Below are 19,984 nucleotides of genomic sequence, written 5' to 3' on the forward strand. Positions count from 1 at the left end.
GAAAGCGCAATAGCTTTCAGCAACACTCAGTGGCGGAAGTGACGCATTCCGGTAAACACCATTGCGATTCCGGCCGCATCAGCGGCGGCAATCACTTCTTCATCACGGATCGATCCACCCGGCTGGATAATGGCTTTAATGCCATTGGCCGCGGCGTTGTCGATACCGTCGCGGAACGGGAAGAAGGCATCGGATGCCATCACCGCACCTTCAACCACCAGACCGGCATGTTCGGCCTTAATCGCCGCGATGCGGGCTGAGTTTACACGGCTCATCTGACCGGCGCCTACGCCCACGGTCTGACGGTTTTTGGCGTAAACAATGGCGTTGGATTTAACGAACTTGGCGACTTTCCAGGCGAAAATCAGATCGTGCAGTTCGGCTTCGGTTGGCGCGCGCTTGGTCACGACTTTCAGTTCATCGGCGGAAATCATGCCGTTATCGCGATCCTGTACCAGCAGACCGCCATTGACGCGCTTGTAATCCAGACCGGCAGCCCGTTCAGCTGGCCATTGGCCACATTCGAGCAGGCGTACGTTTTGCTTGGCGGCCACCACGGCGGCGGCTTCGGCACTGACTTTCGGGGCGATGATGACTTCGACAAACTGGCGGTCAACGATGGCCTGGGCCGTTTCAGCATCCAGTTCGCGGTTAAAGGCGATGATGCCGCCAAAGGCCGATTCGCTGTCGGTGGCGTAAGCCAGGTCGTAGGCTTTGCGAATGCCGCCGTCTTCTTCAGGCACCACAGACACACCACAAGGATTGGCGTGTTTGACGATGACACAGGCTGGCTTAACGAAGGACTTCACACACTCCAGCGCAGCATCGGTGTCGGCCACGTTGTTGTAGGACAGTTCTTTGCCTTGCAGTTGCTTGGCGGTGGCGATTGAGGCTTCGGCCGGGTTGGCTTCAACATAGAAGGCCGCATTCTGATGCGGATTCTCGCCGTAACGCATGTCCTGCGCTTTGATGAACTGGCTGTTGAAGGTCTGCGGGAACGACAGACGGTTATCGGTGCTCAGGACTTCTGCGTTCTGGTCGATGGTGCCCAGATAGTTGGCGATCATACCGTCGTAGGCGGCGGTGTGTTCGAAGGCTTTCAGCGCCAGGCCAAAACGGGTTTTGTAGGTCAGACCGTTGTGCGCTTTCAGATCGTCCAGCACGTTGCTGTAATCCTTGCTGTTCACCACGATGCCGACATAGGCGTGGTTTTTCGCGGCAGAACGCACCATGGTCGGACCGCCGATATCGATGTTTTCAATCGCCAGCGCCAGATGACAGTCTTCTTTGGCAACGGTCGCGGCGAACGGGTACAGGTTAACCACCACCAGATCAATCGGGTTGATGCCATGTTCGCTCATGACGTCATCGTCCTGACCACGACGGCCGAGAACACCACCGTGAATTTTCGGATGCAGCGTTTTTACGCGGCCATCCATCATTTCCGGGAAACCGGTGTAATCGGAGACTTCAACCGCTGGAATCTGGTTATCCATCAGCAGTTTGTAAGTACCACCAGTAGACAGAATTTCTACACCGGCAGCGTGCAGGGCCTGGGCGAACTCGACGATTCCGGTTTTATCCGACACGCTGATCAGGGCCCGGCGTACTGGGGTGATGTCCGCTGGGATCTCGTTGGCAGGAATAAAGTTGCTCATATGGTCAGGTTTTCTATGTTTTAAAAAAGAAAAAGCGGCCACAAAGCCGCTGAGTATTTAGAGGTAGGGCTTAAAGCATGCCGTACTGTTTCAGTTTTTTACGCAGTGTGCCGCGGTTTAAACCAAGAACAACGGACGCTTTGGTCTGATTGTCGCGGGTATACTTCATGACGGTTTCCAGCAGTGGGGCTTCCACTTCGGACAGTACCATGTCGTAGATATCGACAACGGCCTGACCATCCAGGTGGTCAAAGTAGTTTTGCAGTGCTTTTTCCACACTGTCACGCAGGGTTTGTGTCGCTTCTAACGGGGTACGCAGATATTGCTGCAAGTCTGCTGAATCGGTCACTGTCTCAACCTTCCTTCTTTCGATTACTTCGCGGTTCAATGTATCGGTGTTCATGCTGCCAATTCCTTCTTCCGGATCGTATCCTTAAAAAACTGCCTCACCGCGTGTTGCTGCTCGGTGCTGCCTTCCAGCCGGTTAAAGCGGCTACGGAAATCGCCATCGCTGTTCTGATACTGGAGATACCAGCTCACGTGTTTGCGGGCGATCCGTACGCCCAGAAAATCGCCGTAAAATTCGTACAGCGCATCCAGGTGGCTTAATAAAATCTGTTCAACTTCCTGCAGTTGTGGGGCAGGGAGTTCTTCGCCGGTGGCCAGGTAGTGAGCCACTTCGCGGAAAATCCAGGGCTGGCCCTGGGCGGCGCGGCCAATCAATACGCCATCGGCACCGGTGTATTGCATGACCTCAAAGGCTTTGCGGGCGCTGGTGATGTCGCCGTTGGCAAAGACCGGAATTCCGACGCTCTGTTTGATGGCGCGGATGGTGTCGTACTCGACGGTATTTTTGTAGCCACAGGCCCGGGTGCGACCATGTACCGCCAGCGATACAATGCCGGCCTCTTCGGCGATACGTGCAATACGCTCGCCATTGCGGTTGTCCGGGTCCCAACCCGTCCGGATCTTGAGGCTGACCGGTACATCAACAGCACCGACCACGGCCTGTAATATGTCTTTCACCAAAGCTTCATCTTTCAGCAACGCTGAACCGGCAGCCTTATTACAGACTTTCTTGGCCGGGCAGCCCATATTGATGTCGATGATCTGGGCACCGTTGGTAACGTTAAATCGCGCGCCCTGAGCCATGATTTCAGGATCACCGCCCACGATCTGTACCGCGATTGGCTCGGGCTCGCCGGTGTGATCCAGGCGCAGCTGCGATTTACGCGTATGGCGCACATCCGGGCTGGATGACACCATTTCGCCGACCACCAGTCCGGCACCTAACTGGCGGCAGAGCTGACGGAACGGACGATCAGTTACCCCTGCCATTGGCGCCAGAACTACTGGATTGGGTAGTGTGTAAGGGCCAATCGAAGGCATGCGAAACCGCTGAGTTTTGATCAAAAAATGTGCTGTGAAAAAGTCGCGGTATGATACTCATAACCCCCTGCTGAATAAAGGGGGAGTTGGCTGCTTTTGTGTGAATAGTGTTAAAAATTCTGACGGCGGCCACTTGACCGCCAGGAATTATTGGTTGCTGACGATCTGTATGGCGTAGCTGACGGCTTCCGGGCCGGGATCGACAATTTCCAGTGCGATATGAATCGGTGCCTGGTTGGGCATATCACTCTGGCCGGCCAGCTCGCCGGACAGGTATTGTGCCGGGGTGAACTGGCGGCTGGCGACGACGTTGTCGTTCAGATCCCGGAATACCAGGGTCAGATCCGGGAACGGTTGTTCGTAGGCGGCTTTATTCAGCAGCAGGGTGTCGACCACCAGTGCCCGTTGTAAGTCGGGATGGGCACGTACCACCAGATGCTGGGTGGTCATTTCACGGATGTTCTGAATTTTCGGCAGACGGCAATCCATAACTCCGCAGATTTTTGCATAGTAAGGCCGCCATTGTGGCGTGCGCGCCCAATGATCAAATTGAAAATATAACGTCTGCGCAGCGGCGGCGAGCAGCATCAGAATGACACCACTGAACCATCCCCAGGGAAAACGGCGGCCACGGCGCTTTTTGGCCAGTTGCAGCGGTTCTTCCTGCAGGCCGGCAATGCTGTTGGTGGGCAGGTTAATTTCCATGGTTTCAGTCTGCAGACCATCATCACCCCCAAGGGTGAAGTCGTTACGGCCACGATGAGTGTCGTCATCGTCGTCCTCATCGAGGAAACCGTGAAAATCGTCTTCTTCCGGCGGCGGCAGGTCGAAGTTGAAGTCATCATTGCCACTCAGTTTGAGTTTGGCCGATGTGACCTTCTCTTCTTTCATCTGCCGGATGCTGTCATCGTCGTCATTCAGCAGGGCATTGGCCCAGGACTCGTCATCGTCGCTGGATTTTCCTTCTTCATCAAGGCTGAAATCGATGGTATCGCTGCTGGCATTGCGCAGGCTGAAAATAGAGTCATCCATTTCCAGCTCAATGCGTGGCTTGGGACGCTTCTGGTGATCGGGTGCGCGCAGATTGAAGTCGGTGAACGGATCGTCGGCCAGAGTTTCGGAAATCGGATCGTCATCCATATCATCATGAATCAGACCGGAGTCATCATCATCTTCAGGCTCCGGCTTGCTGACTGCGGGTTGGACAGGCGTTGCCGCCGGCTTAGCAGGGGCCGCGGGTCTGACTGCGGCCTGAGCCGGTGAGGCTGCGGTTTTCGCCGCTGCGGCCGCATTTTCCGGGATAATATGTTCGGCTGCTTTGAACACCTGCAGGCAGGAGCCGCAACGCACCATGCCACGGGCAGCATTCAGATGTTCATCGCGAACACGAAAGCTGGTCTGACAATGTGGGCAGCGGGTTACATGAACAGCCATGATCAGTCCTTATCGTTTAATCCCTGTAAGAATAACCCAATCACCCATTTGTTCCGCCGGGTTCATGATGAACCACTGATCATAACAGGCCGAGACTTCGTCTGCCTGTTCGGCCAACAGTCCGGACAATGCCAGTTTGCCGCCGCTGCGGGTCAGTTCAGCCATGTGCGGTGCGAGGCTCATTAAAGGTCCAGCGAGAATGTTGGCAACGGTCATATCGGCCTGAACTGCCGGCGTGGCTTCTGGCAGATAGATTTCGTACTGGCTGGCATCAATGCCATTGCGTTCGGCGTTATCGCCGGTGGCGGTCAGAGCCTGCGGGTCGATGTCGACACCAATCATATGTTTCGCACCGAGCAGCAGGGCCGCAATGCCCAGAATGCCGCTGCCACAACCGTAGTCGACCACCAGTTCGTTGCCCTCAACAGCACCGTCGAGGTATTTCAGACACAGCGCAGTCGTCGGATGAGTGCCGGTGCCGAAGGCCAGACCCGGATCAAGCATCAGATTAACGGCATCCGCTTGTGGCGGCTCACGCCAGCTTGGGCAGACCCAGAGGCGCTTTCCAAACGGCATCGGATGATAATCATCCATCCAGGCGCGGACCCAGTCTTTATCTTCAACCAGTTCAATTTTGTGCTCAGGCAGAGTGGTGCCACCTTCGGCAGCGTACATCAGGGCAATTTGCTCAAGCAGGGCGTCGCTGTCCTGATTGGCATCGAACAGGCCAATGATCTGAGTTTTATCCCAGATGGGCGTGGTGCCCAGTTCCGGCTCAAGAATCGGCTGGTCGGCGTCATCCTGCAAAGTGACAGACAAAGCACCCGCGGCCAGCAGAGCATTTTCTACAGCTTCAACATCGGCCTGAGTCGCGTGAATACGGATCTGAATCCAGGACATGTTATACGTTCTCCGCGCTTAAACGGCTGATCGCCGCCTGCAGCGCCAGGTCATAGCCTTGCACACCGAGTCCGGCGATCACTCCGACGGCAAGATCCGACAGGTAGGAGTGATGGCGGAAGCTCTCGCGTGCATGGACATTGGAAATATGAATTTCGATAAAAGGAATGGCAACACCCGCCAAGGCGTCACGCAGTGCCACGCTGGTATGGGTAAACGCCGCCGGGTTAATAATAATAAAGACGGTGCCATCGCCGCGGGCGGCATGAATACGGTTAATCAGCTCGTGTTCGGCGTTGCTTTGGAACTGTTCCAGAGTGAATCCGGCAGTCCGGGCGCTCTGGCTTAGCTGCTGTTCTATATCGGCCAGCGTGGTGTGGCCGTAAATATGCGGCTCACGGGTGCCCAGCAGATTCAGATTAGGCCCCTGCAATACCAGAATGCTCGCCATGATGATTACCCTGAAGATGAAGTCATGGGGTCGTCGACAGCTGACCTTGAGTGCAGGCCGGCCAATATGACCCGAAAGCCCGCGAGTTTGCCGAAAAAGCCGGCGAGCGTCCAGTTCTGGCGGGGTGAGTGGCGTTTTTTGCCGGATAGCGAAAAAACACCGGAGTATTCAGGGGGCTGTTCATGGTGCAATTCAGAGTGTGATTCAGAGTGCAGAGATACGGAAGGTTGGAGTTATTCACCCTCTCCGGCGAGTTGTACCTGATTGCGGCCATTGCGTTTAGCGCAATACAGCGCCTGGTCGCTGGCGGCAACCAGCTCGCTGATGCTCTGACCACTCCACTCCGCGACGCCGCAGGAGAAGGTTACTTTCAGTGACTGGCCATCGTGAATCAGATTGGCAAAGTTGAGGCGGATATCATCCATAATTTGCCGCGCCTGCTGGGCGGTGGCATCAAGCAGAATAATGGCAAACTCTTCGCCTCCATAGCGGCCGATAGGGTCGGATTTACGCAGACTCTGACGCAAAAACAACGACAGATTGCGGATGACCAGGTCGCCGACCGGGTGGCCATGACGGTCATTAACCTGCTTGAAATGATCAATATCGACCATAACAAAACTGATCGGCACATCGCTGTTGGTGCGCATGGCATCCTGCAGAGCACCCAGCAGGTGGGTGTGGTTAAGCAGGCCGGTGAGGCTGTCGCAGGCAATCAGGTTCTGTAATTGCCGGGCGCGGCTGACGCGGTTGCGCAGCGTCGTGAGCAGATGACCGGGATCGACAGGCTTGGTTAAAAAGTCATCGCCGCCTTCGGCCATCGCCGCCAGCTGGCGTTCGCGGTCTTCTTCACCGGAGAGGTAAATGATGGGCAGGTTGATGTATTCGCGTTGCTGGCGGATCACTTTGGCTAATTCCATACCGTTACAGCCTGGCATGTACATATCCATCAAAATCAGATCCGGAGTAAAACCACTGAGTACGTCGAGTACCAGCAGGGGATCGTTAGCGACCTGGGTCACCATGCCCGCTTTGTTCAGCACGTTTGCCGTGTGGGTTGCCTGAGCGCGGGAATCGTCGATGATCAGAATTTTGAACGGCACTTCCGGTGAACTGTCGAGCAGGTTCTCCAGATGACTGATAACAGACTGCACATCCATCTCTTCATAGATGCCCAGGCCGCCATTGCGCAACGTAGCAAGGCGTTGTTCCAGGGATGGCGGCGTATCGCGGTAGGTAAACAAAACCGGCAGCGGATTTTCACGGCTTCCTTGCAGGCTTTGCGCCAGCTCCAGGCCGAGTCCGGTACCGGCAAAGTCGAGATCAAGGACCACGGCTGCCGGGTGACGCCGCTCCAGTGCCTGGGCGAAATCGTGGGCAGTGCGCTGTAATTCCGGACGCAAACCAAAGTACTGCATTTGCTCGGCCATGGTCAGGGCATGATCGGTGTTGCTGAGTGCAATATAGACCGGCTTCTTTTCCGGAATCAGGGTATCGGCGGTTTTATCGTCGGTATGGCGTAACGCCGTTTTGCTGAGGGCAATAATGGTTTGGTTGAGGCTTTCCAGCTGCGCGCTGTCGGGACTGTGGCCGACAGCAATGTGTGCCAGGGTCGACAGTAACTGCCGGGCCAGTTTTTCATGCCGCGCCGCTTCAAAACGCTGGGCGAAACGTACCAGCTTTTCCACCGCCAGGGTGAAATCCATCATCCGCTCGGCGCTCCACTGCTGGGCTGGCAGCTGGCGCCAGAGGTCAATAACCTGACGAACCTGATTAATAACCCGGAAGGAAAAGTGTTGTTTTAACCGGGCTGCGGGGGTCAGGTTATCCGTCATCGTTGTTACTTCTTAGCTACAGATGATCTAAGAATAGCAGTTTCTGCTCCAGACTCATGTTGTCTGTCTATGCTTAACGGTAACAATATTTATCTGTTGGTTGCCTGTCTGCGCATGGATTTCTCCACTGCTGTGTTTCATTCCCGCCGTCAGCCGGGTTCCCCCTGGTGGCTGTTATGGCCGTTGACTGCCTTACTGTGCTGGAATCTGGCGGGGCAGGAGGCACTGTATGCGGATACTGAACGCTGGGTGCCGGAGGAACTGACGGGCAAAGCGAAGCAGCAATATGACGGCAAGGCAGCCGCACGTATTGATGCCTGGCGGCAGACGCTGCATGGTCTGGCGGATGCCAGTGAGGCTGACAAACTCAAAGGGGTGAATGCATTTTTTAACCGCGAATTACGCTTTGTCAGCGATGCCAAACACTGGGGAATGGATGACTATTGGGCAACGCCTTACGAAGCTCTGGGCAGTGATGGCGGTGACTGCGAAGATTATGTGATCGCCAAATATTATTCGTTGCGCCAGCTGGGCGTCGATACCAGTAAACTGCGCATCACTTACGTTAAGGCGATTCGTCTGAATCAGGCGCACATGGTGTTAACCTATTTTCCGACGCCGGATGCGGTGCCTCTGGTGCTGGATAATTTAATCGGCATTATTGCTCCGGCCAGCGAACGCAGTGATTTGTCGCCGGTTTACAGTTTTAATGGCGATGGTATGTGGCTGGAACGAATGAAAGGGCAGGGGATTCGTATGGGGAATCCGAATAAGCTCGATTTATGGACGGATCTGCGTGTCCGCATGAACCAACTGGGAATGGACTTATAACAATGACATTGCGACAACAATTCTCCCTGCTGACCAGTCTGTTAGTCATCATTCTGCTGGTGGGTAATCTGCTGGTGATGGTGATGAATGGCCGTGACTATTTTCAGCAACAGCTGAATGCCCGTGCTTACGATGCCGCCACGTCTCTGGCGTTGTCGATGTCGCAGGTGGCCGCCGATGATGAGGTTCAGCTGACGCGGTTGATGGATGTGTTGTTTGATCGCGGTTTTTTTGCCGTCATTGAATTGCAACGTATTGATAACGACCCAATTTACCGCCGCAGCCGTGACTCGGCGGGTGAGGCTGCAGCACCGCGCTGGTTTATGCAGTGGGTCGGACTGGAAATGATCGCGGCTGAAGCCGACGTTACCCGCCAATGGCAGCGTTTGGGTACGGTGCGGGTGATCAGCCATACCGATTTTGCATACCGTGATCTGTGGGCCATGGTGCGTGCCGAATTGATCTGGTTCTCCTGGGTGTTGGTAGTCACGCTGGTATTACTGCAGATATTGCTGAGCTGGCTGTTTCGCCCGCTGGCACGGGTTGAGCGTCAGGCGCTGGCCATTTGTGAGCGGCAATGGCAGGTGCAAACGGATATTCCACGCCCGCGGGAACTGCGGCGCATGGTGCTGGCGATGAATAAAATGGTGCAGAAGCTGCAAAGCATTTTCACCGAGCAATCGGCCATGACGGAGCAGCTGCGTGCAGAATCGTTTAACGATAACGTCAGTGGCCTGCTTAACCGCCGCGGTTTTGATCAGCGTCTGCAACACATTCTGGAGCGTGGCGAAGAACACAGCGGTGTGTTGATGTTAATGCAGTTGCAGAATCTGAGTGCGCTGAATCAGTCGCAGGGGCGACAAGTAGTGGATGATGTTCTGAACATGCTTGGCACCGAGTTGCAGCGTTGTTTGCAGGAGTTTCCAGCCGCTTTCAGTGGCCGCCGTTCCGGCAGCGATTTTGCGCTGTACATTCCCTGTGCTGATAAGGTGCAGGCCAATGAATTGCTGCAGCAAATGTTCAGCCAGCTGGCGACCAGCGTATTGTCGCGGCGTCAAGAGCTGGTCTTTCATCTTGGCGGTGTGTTTTTACAGGCCTTACAGGATGATCCGGTACAGGCATTGAGCTGCGCGGATGCTGCGTTACGCCAGGCACAACGCGCACCGGAAGGGCGTGCGCAACTTTACCAGGCTGACAACGCGGCAACGGTGCAGGAGTGGACGGCGGGTCAGTGGCACGAATTATTGCTGGGGGTATTGGAAGTGAATGCCCTGCAATTACAGTTTTTACCGGTCATCAGTAACCGCAACCGGCGTTTGCTGCAGTTTGAGGTCTTCAGCCGTATTGTCTGGCAGGGTGAAACACTGTCAGCGGCGCGCTTTTGGCCAATGGTCGAGCAGCATCAGCTGGCAGCACGTTACGATGCCAGTATTGTTGCGCAGGTATTGGCTCAGTTGAAACAGCAAACCCTGATGTCCGGCGTGACTTATTGCATCAATATTTCGCCGGCTTCGGTGCTTGATGAGCCGTTCCATCAGCGTTTAACCGAGCTGTTCCGCGATGCGCCGCAGCTGGCGGCGCATATTGCGCTGGAAGTACCGGAGTCGTCCTTGAATGGCATTGAAACGGCACTGGCGCGTCTGGCCTTGCAGCTGAAACCTTTTGGTGTATCCCTGGGGGTTGATCAGGTCGGTACCGGCAGTATGGCGTTTGCTTATCTGCAACGTTTGCCACTCGATTACATCCGCATTGATGGCAGCTTTAACCGTGGTTTGCATCAGGCTCAGGATCATCGTTTTTTTATTCAGTCGATGGTGCAGATCGCCCACAATCTGGATTTATTGGTGCTCGGTGAAGGCATCGAAGAAGCCGATGATGTGGCCGTGCTGCGTCAGACCGGCGTTGATGGCATGAGCGGTTATTTCTTCAGTAAGCCTTTGCCCTCACTGGCGGAAGCGCATCAATGGCAGCTACCGGCAGATGATGCCTGATTGACTGCGACATTTTGCCTCTGTGCAGCGCAGGTTTGGCGCGTACAATGCGACTACTGTTGAGTGTCCGGAGAAATAACTATGCGTAATCCAGCGTCTGTCTTTTTATTGTTATTGGGGTTGGCTGCGTCCGGACTGGCGACAGCACAAGGGCTGGCTGCCAGTGATGCCTATGTGCGTGAGCCGATTCCCGGACGTTATATGAGCGCAGCCTTTATGACACTGAGCAATGCAACGGATCAGGATAAAATCCTGACGAGTGTCAGTGCTGACTGGGCTGGTATTATCGAAATTCATACCCATCTGCATGATAACGGCGTCATGCGCATGCGCCAGCTGGAGTCGTTAACCATTCCGGCCGGAGAAAGCGTCAGCCTGCAACCGGGTGGTCTGCATTTAATGCTGTTTAAACTGAAATTGCCGCTGGCAGATACGTTGCCAATGACGCTGTGTTTCAGTGATGGTGAGTGTCAGACGGTGAGTGCGGAATTGCGCAGCTTGAAATGATGCTTTTACTTATCGGCCTTCGCTGCACTAAAAAATAACGCGCCCTAAGGCGCGTTATTTTTTTCAACTGGCTCCCACTCGGGACTTGGGAACGAGAAACGCGGAGCTTCGTCTCATCTGGCTCCCACGCTCTGCGTGGTAGTTTTTGCTGACGCAGTTGCATTCCCACACGGAGCTTCGGTTGTCGGTGGTTGCCATTCTTTTAATAGCTTTAATACGTCACCGGCTTTGCGGCCTTGCATGGCACATGCGGTCATCATACCGGCCATTAAGGCTCCGCCCACGCCAGCGGTCATAACATCCGCGCCGGTCATGTAGAGGTTCTTAACCGGTGTTACCGGATGCAGAAACGGCTTTTTGAAGCGATCGACAAAGTGGTCCAGGCCGTAGATTTCACCGGCGCTGCTTTTCTGGAACCAGTCACTGGACAGTGGCGTGGATAATTCCTGAAAGACCAGTTTCTCGCGCAGTTGTGGCAGGCGTTCGTACAGTTTTTCCAGCAGACGCTCGCTGACCTTGGCTTTGATCTGGTCGTATTCTTCTCCGCGCTGATTCCAGGTGCTTCCGGCCCATTGGCTGAACCACTCATGCCTGGCCACCGTTACGATTTCGACGGTGGATTTACCTGGGAAACGGTTGTTCCAGTCGGGATCTTTGGCCGATGGAAACGAAATATATACAACCGGAAATTCCTGTTCAGGATCGTCGTAATAGCGTTGCAGGTTACCTTCGTGATCGGCGCTTGGGTAAATCCACAGGTTGGTTGTGCTTAAACCAAGCTCTTCGGCGGTGCCATCAAAACCGGCATAAATACAATAATGCGCGCTGGAGCGTTGTACTTGTTCAGCCCAGCGTTCGGTGCCCAGTTTTTTCCGCACTTCAGCGGGCAGTAAGCGTTGTGTGGTGTTCCAGAATCCGGCGTTACTGACCACGCGCTCAGCCGTCAGCTCGGTGCCATTGGCCAGGCGAACACCGCAGGCGCGGTTATTGCGCACGATGATTTCGTCGACATCGGCGTAGGTAAACACCTCACCGCCGGATTTTTGAATGGTCGGGATAATGGTGCGGGCAATGGCCGATGCACCGCCCACCGGATACGCGCCACCGGCAAGGTAATGCTTGGCGATTAAGGCATGCATAATAAAGGCGGCGTCGGTAGGTGTTTGGCCGTAATCCCCCCATTGGCCGGTCAGAACTGAAATTAATTGTTGGTTGCCGGTGAGATTTTCCAGCACTTCGCGGGTGGTCTGAAAAAAGGCTTTTGGCAGCAGTAGCGGCCGGATGAGATTGTAGGCGCGGGCCAGTAATGGTGGCATGGCCTGGCCGGCAAAAAAACGTGGCGTTTTACGGCTCATTTCACGGATCAGTTCGATGTAGCGGTCAATGGCCTGTCCTTCCTGCGGGAAGCGCTCTTTCAGCATGGCGGCGAAGTTTTCCCGTCCGGCAATAAAGCCGTATTCTTCTTTGCCAAGAATAATGCGGTCATATTCAGGTGCCATCTCAGCCCACTGCAAACGTCCCTCACTGACCACATCAAATACCCGGCGCAGGGTCGAGGGTTTGTGTACTTCACCGATGTAATGCACGCCCACATCCCATTCAAAGCCTTCACGGTCGTAGGCGTGGGTAAAGCCACCGGCGGTGTAGTGTTGTTCCATGACGGCGACTTTCTGGCCGAGCAATGACAGAAAAGCAGCGGTTGTCAGTCCGCCCATGCCTGAACCAATAACAATCACATCGTAGTGACTGTCTGCACGACTAGCACGGAAGCGGGTTCCGGTTCTTACTTTAACCTTGCTCATTGCTGCTCCTCCGGGATGGGGCGGGTGTTTTGTTATTGTTATTGCGATCTGGTTATGCAAAAAATTGCATATGATTATCAGATTATCCCGCCTGCATAGGCGATGCAAGCCCGGACGGGTAGAATGGCTGCAGAAATTAAGGAGAGAGCGAGTGTCGCTTAAACACGCCATTCTGGTGTTACTGGAAACCGAGCCGGGGTCGGGTTACGACCTGCTTAAACGCTTCCGTGAGCATATGGGTTATTTCTGGAATGCCAGTCATCAGCAGATATACCAGCAACTGAAGTGGATGCACGAAGCTGGCTGGCTGGAGGCGAGTACCGAGCCGCAACAGGGTAAGCCAGACCGCAAGGTGTACGAGCTGACACCACAGGGGCACGAAGCCTTGTTGGCCTGGCTGGCAGAAACCAGTAAGCCGGAAAAAATCAACGACAGCCTGTTGGTACGGCTGTATGGCGGACATTTGCGCGATACCGAAAATATTCGCGCAGAGATGGCGCATCACCGCACGCTGTATGAACAAAACCGCGCGGCGCTGTTGTCGATTGAGCAGCATTACCTGGCGTTGCCTAAAGCGGAACAGCAGCGTTATCGCTTTCCGTATCTGACGCTGCGGCGCGGCATCCTGTCGGTAGAGGCCTGGCTCGACTGGGCGGATGAAGTCGACGCTTTTCTGAATCACCCATAAATTGAAAAAGGAATAACAATGGCAGGTGCAAGTTTGTTAGCGCTGCTCGACGACATTGCCACGGTACTCGACGACGTTGCCGTCATGTCGAAAATGGCAGCGAAGAAAACCAGCGGTGTACTGGGCGATGATCTGGCGCTGAATGCTCAGCAGGTCTCCGGTATTCGTGCTGAACGTGAGTTGCCGGTAGTGTGGGCCGTGACCAAAGGCTCACTGAAAAATAAACTGATTCTGGTGCCAACGGCACTGTTGATCAGTGCGTTTGCGCCTTGGGCGGTAATAATTTTGCTGATGTTGGGTGGTGCTTACCTGTGCTTTGAAGGCGTTGAAAAACTGCTGCACAGTTTTTTGCATCGCAAGGAGGCGGAAGCCGGCAAACAGCAATTGCAGCAAGCGTTGCAAAGTAGCCCCGAAGATTTAATGGCGTTTGAGCAGGAAAAAATCAAAGGGGCAATCCGCACCGATTTTATTTTGTCGGCAGAGATTATTGTGATTACGCTGGGCTCGGTGGCACAGGCCAGTTTTACCACTCAGGTGCTGGTGGTTTCGGCCTTAGCACTGCTGTTTACCTTTGGTGTTTATGGATTGGTGGCAGCCATTGTGAAAATGGATGATGCCGGTCTGTATCTCAGCGAACGCGGTAACGGCCTATTACAGGCTATTGGTCGTGGGCTTTTAGTATTGGCGCCGTGGCTGATGAAAACATTATCCGTGGTCGGCACGCTGGCGATGTTTCTGGTGGGGGGCGGCATTCTGATGCATGGCGTGCCTCAGCTGGAACATCTGGCGCATTCGGCTTCGGGTTGGGCGATTCACAGCTGGGGCACAACGCTGCCATGGCTGGCGGATATCAGCAGCGCTTTGCTGCCGTTAGCCTTTAACCTGCTGGTCGGCGTATTGGCCGGAGCAGTGCTGGTGGGAGTGATGACGGTGTGGGAAAAACTGCGCGGCCATTAAGGCCGCCGGATCACACCATGCGGGATCAGTTGTAAGGCTTGTCCTGCTCCTGCTGCCATTCTTCTGACATCAGTACTTCATCGGCCGGTTTGCCGGGAATGGCATGACCTTCGCTGGCCCATTCGCCCAGGTCTATCAGCTTGCAGCGTTCGCAGCAGAACGGCCGGTATTTGTTTTCCGCAATCCATTCCACTTCTTTTTTACAGGTCGGGCAGTTTACTTTCATGGGGTTCTCGCAGGTTTGCTAATCGCATGTCAGTCAGCGCGCTATTGCTTGCTATTTTATTGTGAAGCTGCACGCAACAGGTAGCTGCTGTGCAGCAGTTCCAGTTGCTGGTGCAGCTCGGCCAGCCCCAGACTGTTATCGGCAATGTCATCGGCGCGTGAGCGGCGCTCAGCACGTGACATTTGTGCGGCAATAATGCGACGGATCTGATCGGCGTTATTCTGATCGCGTGATGTCGCCCGTGCAATCTGAATGTCTTCAGCGACATCAATCAGCAGCGTATGCTGTGTTAATAGTGCCTGGCCGGATTCGAATAACAACGGCGAAACCAGAATGGCATAAGCCGAAGTGGCTTGCTGTAACTGGCGGATAATGTTGTCGCGGATGCGCGGATGCGTCTGAGATTCCAGCCACTTACGTTCTTCTGGCTCGGCGAACACTTTCTCGCGTAGCCAGGCGCGGTTGAGGCTGTTATCCGCGAGCAGTGCCTGGTCACCAAAGCGATCTTTAATGGCCTGCCAGGCTGGTTGTCCCGGTTCAACGACTTCGCGGGCGACAATATCGGCGTCGACCACAGTAATACCTTTGCTGGCGAAGAAATCACTGGCGGCGGTTTTGCCACTGCCAATGCCGCCGGTTAAACCCAAAACCCACATCGCTGATTATTACCTGTCAGAAACGCCCAAGATACCATTCGGTGATGTCATTACCCCAGAGAGCGGCGATCCAGCCGGCGGTAGCCAGATAAGGGCCAAACGGAATCGGAACGTTTTTATCGCGCCCCAGTATCATAATGCCGGCAATACCGACGACAGCACCCACCACGGAAGACAGCAGAATAATCAGCGGCAAACTTTGCACACCCAGCCAGGCACCAAGCGCGGCCAGCAGCTTGAAATCGCCGTAACCCATCCCGTCTTTGCCGGTCACCAGCTTGAATATCCAGAACACACTCCACAGCGCCATATAGCCGGCTACGGCACCATACACGGCGCTTTCCAGATCGGTGAATAATCCCTGGCTGTTGACCAGCAGGCCCAGCCATAGCAGGCTCAGGGTCATGGTGTCGGGCAAAATCTGATGGTCGATATCAATCACCGACATGCTGATTAACAGCCAGGTGAACACCAGCATTGCCGCCAGTTGCCAGCCCCAGGGATACACCAGCAGCAATGCGGTGCTGAGTGCTGCCGTCGCGATTTCAACCGCCGGATAGCGCAGGCTAATACGGGTACCGCAGCCGGCACACTTACCGCGCAGCAAGACCCAGCTCAGCACAGGGATATTCTGCCAGGCTCTGACCGGAGCCTGACATTTGGGGCAGTGTGAGTCAGGCTTTAACAGGTTGAAGGGCTTACTCAGATCGTCAATGGCCGGATGCTTGGGCAGAGTGGTGTCCATTTCCAGACAATCCTGCTTCCAGCTGCGGAACATCATCACCGGAAAACGCAGGATAACCACGTTGAGGAAACTGCCGATGAGGAGGCTGAGCAGTGTTATCAATATGGCCAAAAAAAGGTCATTTTCGAGTAAAAAACTGTAAGTTGAATTGATCAAATGGCATCACCCATTTGGAAAATAGGCATATACATCGCAATAATCAGACCGCCAATTACCACACCTAAAAAAGCCATCACCATGGGTTCTAACATCGCCGTCATTCCATCAACAGCGTTATCAACCTCTTCTTCAAAGTAAGTTGCCGCTTTATCCAGCATAGCGTCCAGAGCGCCGGACTCCTCGCCGATACTGGTCATCTGTACCACCATATTGGGGAATACACCTGTTGAGCGCATTGCAAAGTGCATTTGTTGGCCAGAAGAAACTTCGTCGCGGATTTTTAGTACTGCTTCTTTGTATACGACGTTACCAACCGCCCCTGCAACCGACTCAAGGGCTTCAACAAGAGGAACACCTGCTGCAAAAGTAGTTGACAATACTCGTGCAAACCTTGCAACTGCTGCTTTACGAATTAAATCGCCAAAAACGGGAACCTTTAGAGTAAAACGCTCAAAACCATCACGAAATGCGGGAGAGCGTTTCATTGCTTGGCCAAATGAAATACCCAGAATGAGTAGAATGGCAAAAACTTGTATGTAGTATTCTTGTGCTGTATCAGACAAATAAACTACAAATTGTGTTGGTGCAGGTAATTCAGAACCAAAACTCTCAAACATGTCTTGGAATGTAGGAACAACCTTTATCAGCAAAATTAAAGTCACAACAAACGCAATTGCTAAAGTAACTAGGGGATACATTAGCGCCTTTTTGATTTTTTTACGGAGTAATTCCGTTTTTTCTTTGTAGATGGCGACTTTATCAAGCATCGTTTCTAGCGCACCAGCCTGCTCTCCGGATTCGACTAAATTACAGGTTAGGTTATCGAAATACTCCGGGTATTGTTTCAATGCCGACGCAAAGTCATTACCGGCAGAAACGGAGTCACGGATACCAAAAATCAGTTCTTTCATCGAAGGATTATCAATACCATCTGCAACGATATCGAATGACTGGACCAGTGGCACACCGGCTTTAATCATCGTCGCCATCTGACGGGTAAAGAACGTTATATCAGCCGATGTTATTTTTCTTTTCTTCGTCCCGCCTATTGTTAGTAATCCTTGGCTGCTTTTACGAACCTTGATCGGCGTTACACCTTGTTTGCGCAACAGGGCCTTTACCATCGCAGCGTTCTGACCCGTCATATCACCTTTGATGGTCTGACCGCGACGGTTAATCCCTTCCCAGGTAAAGGAGCTGTTTTTAACTTGCTTAGCCATAATGCAATATGTCCATACATGGGCAGTGCTAAGCACTGCCGTAAAACTTAGTCGGTGGTTACCCGGTTGGCTTCTTCCAGGCTGGTAACCCCTTGTGCAACCTTTTGCAGGGCCGATGTCCGTAAATCGTTAAAGCCTTCTTTACGGGCGGCATCTGAGATCTCAATCGAGTTGCCGCCCTCCATGATAATACGGGAGATGGCATCCGTTATTCTAACTACTTCATAAATACCGACGCGGCCTTTGTAACCGCCCTTGCATTGTTCACAGCCAACAGGCTTATAAATTTCGGCGCTTTGCAGTTGCTCCTCCGTTAATCCAGCCTCCAGAAGCAATTCTTTGGGTATTTCTGCGGGGGCTTTACAGTTTGAGCAGAGGCGGCGAGCCAGGCGCTGGGCAATGATCAGGCTGACCGATGTGGCAATATTGAATGATGGTACACCCATATTGGCCAGACGGGTGAGGGTTTCTGCGGCGCTATTGGTGTGTAGGGTGGAAAGCACTAAGTGACCGGTCTGTGCAGCTTTAATCGCAATGGAGGCAGTATCCAAGTCACGGATCTCACCGACCATCACCACATCCGGGTCCTGACGCAGGAAGGAACGCAGAGCGGCTGCAAAGTCGAGGCCGACGCGGGCGTTCACGTTTACCTGGTTAATACCTTCGAGGTTAATTTCCACCGGGTCTTCGGCGGTGGAAATATTCGTGCCTTCGACATTAAGAATATTCAGGCCGGTATATAACGATACGGTTTTACCGGAACCGGTGGGGCCGGTAACCAGAATCATCCCCTGAGGCTTGGCCAGAGCTTCCATGTACAAGGCTTTCTGGTCTGCTTCGTAACCGAGCATATCAATGCCCAGTTTGGCGGACGAGGGATCAAGAATACGCAGTACGATCTTTTCACCCCACAGGGTTGGCAGGGTATTTACCCGGAAATCAATGGCCTTTGTTTTGGACAGTTTCATCTTGATGCGCCCATCCTGCGGGACACGCCGTTCAGAAATATCCATCTGCGACATCACCTTTAAACGAGCAGCGATCTTACCGGCAAGGTTGACCGGCGGGCTGGCGACTTCATGCAACATGCCATCGGTACGGTAACGTACCCGGTAGCGCTTCTCATAGGGCTCAAAGTGAATATCAGATGCGCCACCTTTAATGGCATCGAGCAACATTTTGTTTACGAAACGTACAATAGGAGCATCGTCACCGGAAGAATCTTTCTCGGCTTCCTGAGCTTTTTCACGTGCATCCGGGTCTTCAAGGTCAACATCATCCAGCTCGCTGTCCAGTTCACCAAAACTGTTATCGTTGGCGGCCAGAAACTTATCAACGGCCTGCCCCAGCTTGTCTTCTTCTACCAGTACCGCTTCTACCGTCATACCGGTATTAAATTTGATTTCATCAATGGCCATCATGGCCGAGGGGTCACTCTGGGCAATAAACAGGCGCGTACCGCGCTGAAATAAAGGTAATACGCGGTGTTTTTCAATCAGATCCTTGCTGACCAGTTCTCTTGGGATTAATTCCAGATCAAAGGCAGCTAAATCAAGGACAGGCAAGCCAAATTCTTCTGACGCCAATAAGGCAATTGCGCGCGATTTAATGTAACCGGAGGCGACAGCAGCGGCGACAAAGCCAATTTTGTCTTGTTTGGCCTTGTTGACGATTTCCTGAGCCTGTTGGCTGTTGACGAGATTTTGTTCGACGATACGGCGTGGCAAGCCGGTTAGAACGGCCATAGAGACTTCCCCAAAGGCATTATGCTTTTTGCACCAGAACATACCAGAGGGTAGAAGAATCTACTAGTTCTGTTTGTTTACGCTAAAAACAAAAAAGCACCCCACTAGAGGGTGCTCTTAATTACTGCCGATTGGTTAATTAGCCAATTTTAGGCAGGAATTTCGCAGGAACTGTACTATTAGTTGCATCTACAGCAAAACGAACAGCGCCATTAGTATTCACGGTAACATCAATTACCAGTGTTTTACCCTGCATTTCAGGCTCAGAAGTCGGACCGGCACCTGTGCATGCAGTATCTGCAGTTTCGCCAGCACCATAAGTTGTCGCAGTGATAACCCCAGCAGTAGCTGATGAGTATGTGTAGGCAACATTTTTAACGTGGCCTAAGCAGTTAGCTACTTCACCGGTTGACCATTGAACAAGTTCAGTTGCACTGGTTGGCAGCTTTTGTTCGATAGCCGCATATTCGGCCAGAGCGAGCTGGAGAGGACGAACAGCACCAACCAGTTCAGGACCAGTTTGTGCACGGGTTGTATAGGTTTTGTATTGTGGGATGGCAACAGAAGCCAGAATGCCAATGATCGCAATAACGATCATCAATTCAATCAGGGTAAAACCTTTTTGAGCTTTCATAGAAAATTCTCCACTCTCGATTGAGATTTTAGTTATGGGCAATTCAAAGCGGGCTTTGAATTGCTGTGTCACATCAGGACAGTGCGAAGAGTGTGCCAAGCTTAGTTGGCCGCTGCAAGCCCTGATTCCGGGCTTTTATCACGTTTTTTGATCCAT

Annotated in this window: 19 protein-coding genes; 5 read left to right on the top strand and 14 right to left on the bottom strand. The window is 53.3% G+C overall.

The features are described from left to right. Positions 1-26: 26 nt before the first annotated feature. From purH to NYR02_RS16305, 7 genes are all read right to left on the bottom strand, one after another. Positions 27-1,658, bottom strand: a complete 1,632-nt coding sequence (purH, locus tag NYR02_RS16275) for a bifunctional phosphoribosylaminoimidazolecarboxamide formyltransferase/IMP cyclohydrolase (protein WP_260977409.1) — start codon at positions 1,656-1,658, stop codon at positions 27-29. Positions 1,659-1,728: 70 nt separating this feature from the next. Beyond that, complete coding sequence (fis, locus tag NYR02_RS16280; protein WP_260977410.1) at positions 1,729-2,061, bottom strand: DNA-binding transcriptional regulator Fis; 333 nt, start codon at positions 2,059-2,061, stop codon at positions 1,729-1,731. Continuing rightward, positions 2,058-3,047: a tRNA dihydrouridine synthase DusB gene (gene dusB, locus NYR02_RS16285; protein WP_260977411.1), complete on the bottom strand. Its 990-nt coding sequence runs from the start codon at positions 3,045-3,047 to the stop codon at positions 2,058-2,060. Before dusB ends, fis begins: the two co-directional genes overlap by 4 nt. Positions 3,048-3,194: 147 nt before the next feature. Further along, entirely contained in the window at positions 3,195-4,481 is a 1,287-nt protein-coding gene (locus tag NYR02_RS16290; protein WP_260977412.1) for a DUF3426 domain-containing protein, read from the bottom strand. A gap of 9 nt (positions 4,482-4,490) precedes the next feature. Continuing rightward, on the bottom strand, positions 4,491-5,381 hold the full coding sequence (gene prmA, locus NYR02_RS16295; RefSeq protein WP_260977413.1) for a 50S ribosomal protein L11 methyltransferase: 891 nt from the start codon (positions 5,379-5,381) through the stop codon (positions 4,491-4,493). A gap of 1 nt (position 5,382) precedes the next feature. Next, entirely contained in the window at positions 5,383-5,832 is a 450-nt protein-coding gene (gene aroQ, locus NYR02_RS16300; RefSeq protein ID WP_260977414.1) for a type II 3-dehydroquinate dehydratase, read from the bottom strand. Positions 5,833-6,065: 233 nt separating this feature from the next. Next, positions 6,066-7,667 carry a GGDEF domain-containing response regulator gene (locus NYR02_RS16305; RefSeq protein WP_260977415.1) on the bottom strand — a complete coding sequence of 534 codons (1,602 nt, stop codon included), beginning with the start codon at positions 7,665-7,667 and terminating at the stop codon, positions 6,066-6,068. Positions 7,668-7,736: 69 nt separating this feature from the next. Between NYR02_RS16305 and NYR02_RS16310 the strand changes: the two genes are divergently transcribed. The 3 genes from NYR02_RS16310 to NYR02_RS16320 all read left to right on the top strand — a co-directional run bounded on the left by NYR02_RS16310 (position 7,737) and on the right by NYR02_RS16320 (position 10,996). Beyond that, on the top strand, positions 7,737-8,498 hold the full coding sequence (locus NYR02_RS16310; protein WP_260977416.1) for a transglutaminase-like cysteine peptidase: 762 nt from the start codon (positions 7,737-7,739) through the stop codon (positions 8,496-8,498). A gap of 2 nt (positions 8,499-8,500) precedes the next feature. Next, the gene (locus NYR02_RS16315) at positions 8,501-10,489 is read left to right on the top strand and encodes an EAL domain-containing protein (protein WP_260977417.1); all 1,989 of its coding nucleotides are present in this window, start codon (positions 8,501-8,503) and stop codon (positions 10,487-10,489) included. Positions 10,490-10,570: 81 nt separating this feature from the next. Further along, positions 10,571-10,996, top strand: coding sequence for a copper chaperone PCu(A)C (locus tag NYR02_RS16320; RefSeq protein WP_260977418.1), 426 nt, complete (start codon positions 10,571-10,573; stop codon positions 10,994-10,996). 113 nt (positions 10,997-11,109) lie between these two features. Here NYR02_RS16320 and NYR02_RS16325 read toward each other — a convergent pair whose 3' ends face one another. Continuing rightward, on the bottom strand, positions 11,110-12,798 hold the full coding sequence (locus NYR02_RS16325) for a phytoene desaturase family protein (protein ID WP_260977419.1): 1,689 nt from the start codon (positions 12,796-12,798) through the stop codon (positions 11,110-11,112). 151 nt (positions 12,799-12,949) lie between these two features. On the opposite strand from NYR02_RS16325, the gene NYR02_RS16330 reads away from it, so the two are divergent. Beyond that, positions 12,950-13,486: a PadR family transcriptional regulator gene (locus tag NYR02_RS16330; RefSeq protein ID WP_260977420.1), complete on the top strand. Its 537-nt coding sequence runs from the start codon at positions 12,950-12,952 to the stop codon at positions 13,484-13,486. Positions 13,487-13,504: 18 nt separating this feature from the next. After that, a complete protein-coding gene (locus tag NYR02_RS16335; protein WP_260977421.1) occupies positions 13,505-14,443 on the top strand; it encodes a DUF808 domain-containing protein in 939 nt (312 codons plus the stop codon). 25 nt (positions 14,444-14,468) lie between these two features. Here NYR02_RS16335 and yacG read toward each other — a convergent pair whose 3' ends face one another. From yacG to NYR02_RS19465, 6 genes are all read right to left on the bottom strand, one after another. After that, positions 14,469-14,669 carry a DNA gyrase inhibitor YacG gene (gene yacG / locus NYR02_RS16340; RefSeq protein WP_260977422.1) on the bottom strand — a complete coding sequence of 67 codons (201 nt, stop codon included), beginning with the start codon at positions 14,667-14,669 and terminating at the stop codon, positions 14,469-14,471. Positions 14,670-14,725: 56 nt separating this feature from the next. Beyond that, positions 14,726-15,325: a dephospho-CoA kinase gene (coaE, locus tag NYR02_RS16345; RefSeq protein ID WP_260977423.1), complete on the bottom strand. Its 600-nt coding sequence runs from the start codon at positions 15,323-15,325 to the stop codon at positions 14,726-14,728. Between the two features lie 16 nt (positions 15,326-15,341). Further along, entirely contained in the window at positions 15,342-16,181 is an 840-nt protein-coding gene (locus tag NYR02_RS16350; protein ID WP_270049648.1) for a prepilin peptidase, read from the bottom strand. 41 nt (positions 16,182-16,222) lie between these two features. Then, positions 16,223-17,449 (bottom strand): type II secretion system F family protein, encoded by a 1,227-nt coding sequence (locus NYR02_RS16355; RefSeq protein WP_270049649.1) that lies wholly within the window; start codon positions 17,447-17,449, stop codon positions 16,223-16,225. A 47-nt stretch (positions 17,450-17,496) separates the two neighbouring features. Further along, positions 17,497-19,194 carry a type IV-A pilus assembly ATPase PilB gene (pilB, locus tag NYR02_RS16360; RefSeq protein ID WP_260977424.1) on the bottom strand — a complete coding sequence of 566 codons (1,698 nt, stop codon included), beginning with the start codon at positions 19,192-19,194 and terminating at the stop codon, positions 17,497-17,499. 139 nt (positions 19,195-19,333) lie between these two features. Continuing rightward, complete coding sequence (locus tag NYR02_RS19465; protein WP_270049650.1) at positions 19,334-19,828, bottom strand: pilin; 495 nt, start codon at positions 19,826-19,828, stop codon at positions 19,334-19,336. Positions 19,829-19,984: the final 156 nt, after the last annotated feature.

This window comes from Thalassolituus pacificus (assembly GCF_025318105.1).
GTDB classification, from domain to species: Bacteria; Pseudomonadota; Gammaproteobacteria; order Pseudomonadales; family Oceanobacteraceae; genus Venatoribacter; species Venatoribacter pacificus.

Coding starts and splice junctions, on each gene's coding strand:
- purH (WP_260977409.1), bottom strand. CDS start 1,658: ATGAGCAACTTTATTCCTGCCAACGAGATCCCAGCGGACATCACCCCA.
- fis (WP_260977410.1), bottom strand. CDS start 2,061: ATGAACACCGATACATTGAACCGCGAAGTAATCGAAAGAAGGAAGGTT.
- dusB (WP_260977411.1), bottom strand. CDS start 3,047: ATGCCTTCGATTGGCCCTTACACACTACCCAATCCAGTAGTTCTGGCG.
- NYR02_RS16290 (WP_260977412.1), bottom strand. CDS start 4,481: ATGGCTGTTCATGTAACCCGCTGCCCACATTGTCAGACCAGCTTTCGT.
- prmA (WP_260977413.1), bottom strand. CDS start 5,381: ATGTCCTGGATTCAGATCCGTATTCACGCGACTCAGGCCGATGTTGAA.
- aroQ (WP_260977414.1), bottom strand. CDS start 5,832: ATGGCGAGCATTCTGGTATTGCAGGGGCCTAATCTGAATCTGCTGGGC.
- NYR02_RS16305 (WP_260977415.1), bottom strand. CDS start 7,667: ATGACGGATAACCTGACCCCCGCAGCCCGGTTAAAACAACACTTTTCC.
- NYR02_RS16310 (WP_260977416.1), top strand. CDS start 7,737: ATGCTTAACGGTAACAATATTTATCTGTTGGTTGCCTGTCTGCGCATG.
- NYR02_RS16315 (WP_260977417.1), top strand. CDS start 8,501: ATGACATTGCGACAACAATTCTCCCTGCTGACCAGTCTGTTAGTCATC.
- NYR02_RS16320 (WP_260977418.1), top strand. CDS start 10,571: ATGCGTAATCCAGCGTCTGTCTTTTTATTGTTATTGGGGTTGGCTGCG.
- NYR02_RS16325 (WP_260977419.1), bottom strand. CDS start 12,798: ATGAGCAAGGTTAAAGTAAGAACCGGAACCCGCTTCCGTGCTAGTCGT.
- NYR02_RS16335 (WP_260977421.1), top strand. CDS start 13,505: ATGGCAGGTGCAAGTTTGTTAGCGCTGCTCGACGACATTGCCACGGTA.
- yacG (WP_260977422.1), bottom strand. CDS start 14,669: ATGAAAGTAAACTGCCCGACCTGTAAAAAAGAAGTGGAATGGATTGCG.
- coaE (WP_260977423.1), bottom strand. CDS start 15,325: ATGTGGGTTTTGGGTTTAACCGGCGGCATTGGCAGTGGCAAAACCGCC.
- NYR02_RS16355 (WP_270049649.1), bottom strand. CDS start 17,449: ATGGCTAAGCAAGTTAAAAACAGCTCCTTTACCTGGGAAGGGATTAAC.
- pilB (WP_260977424.1), bottom strand. CDS start 19,194: ATGGCCGTTCTAACCGGCTTGCCACGCCGTATCGTCGAACAAAATCTC.
- NYR02_RS19465 (WP_270049650.1), bottom strand. CDS start 19,828: ATGAAAGCTCAAAAAGGTTTTACCCTGATTGAATTGATGATCGTTATT.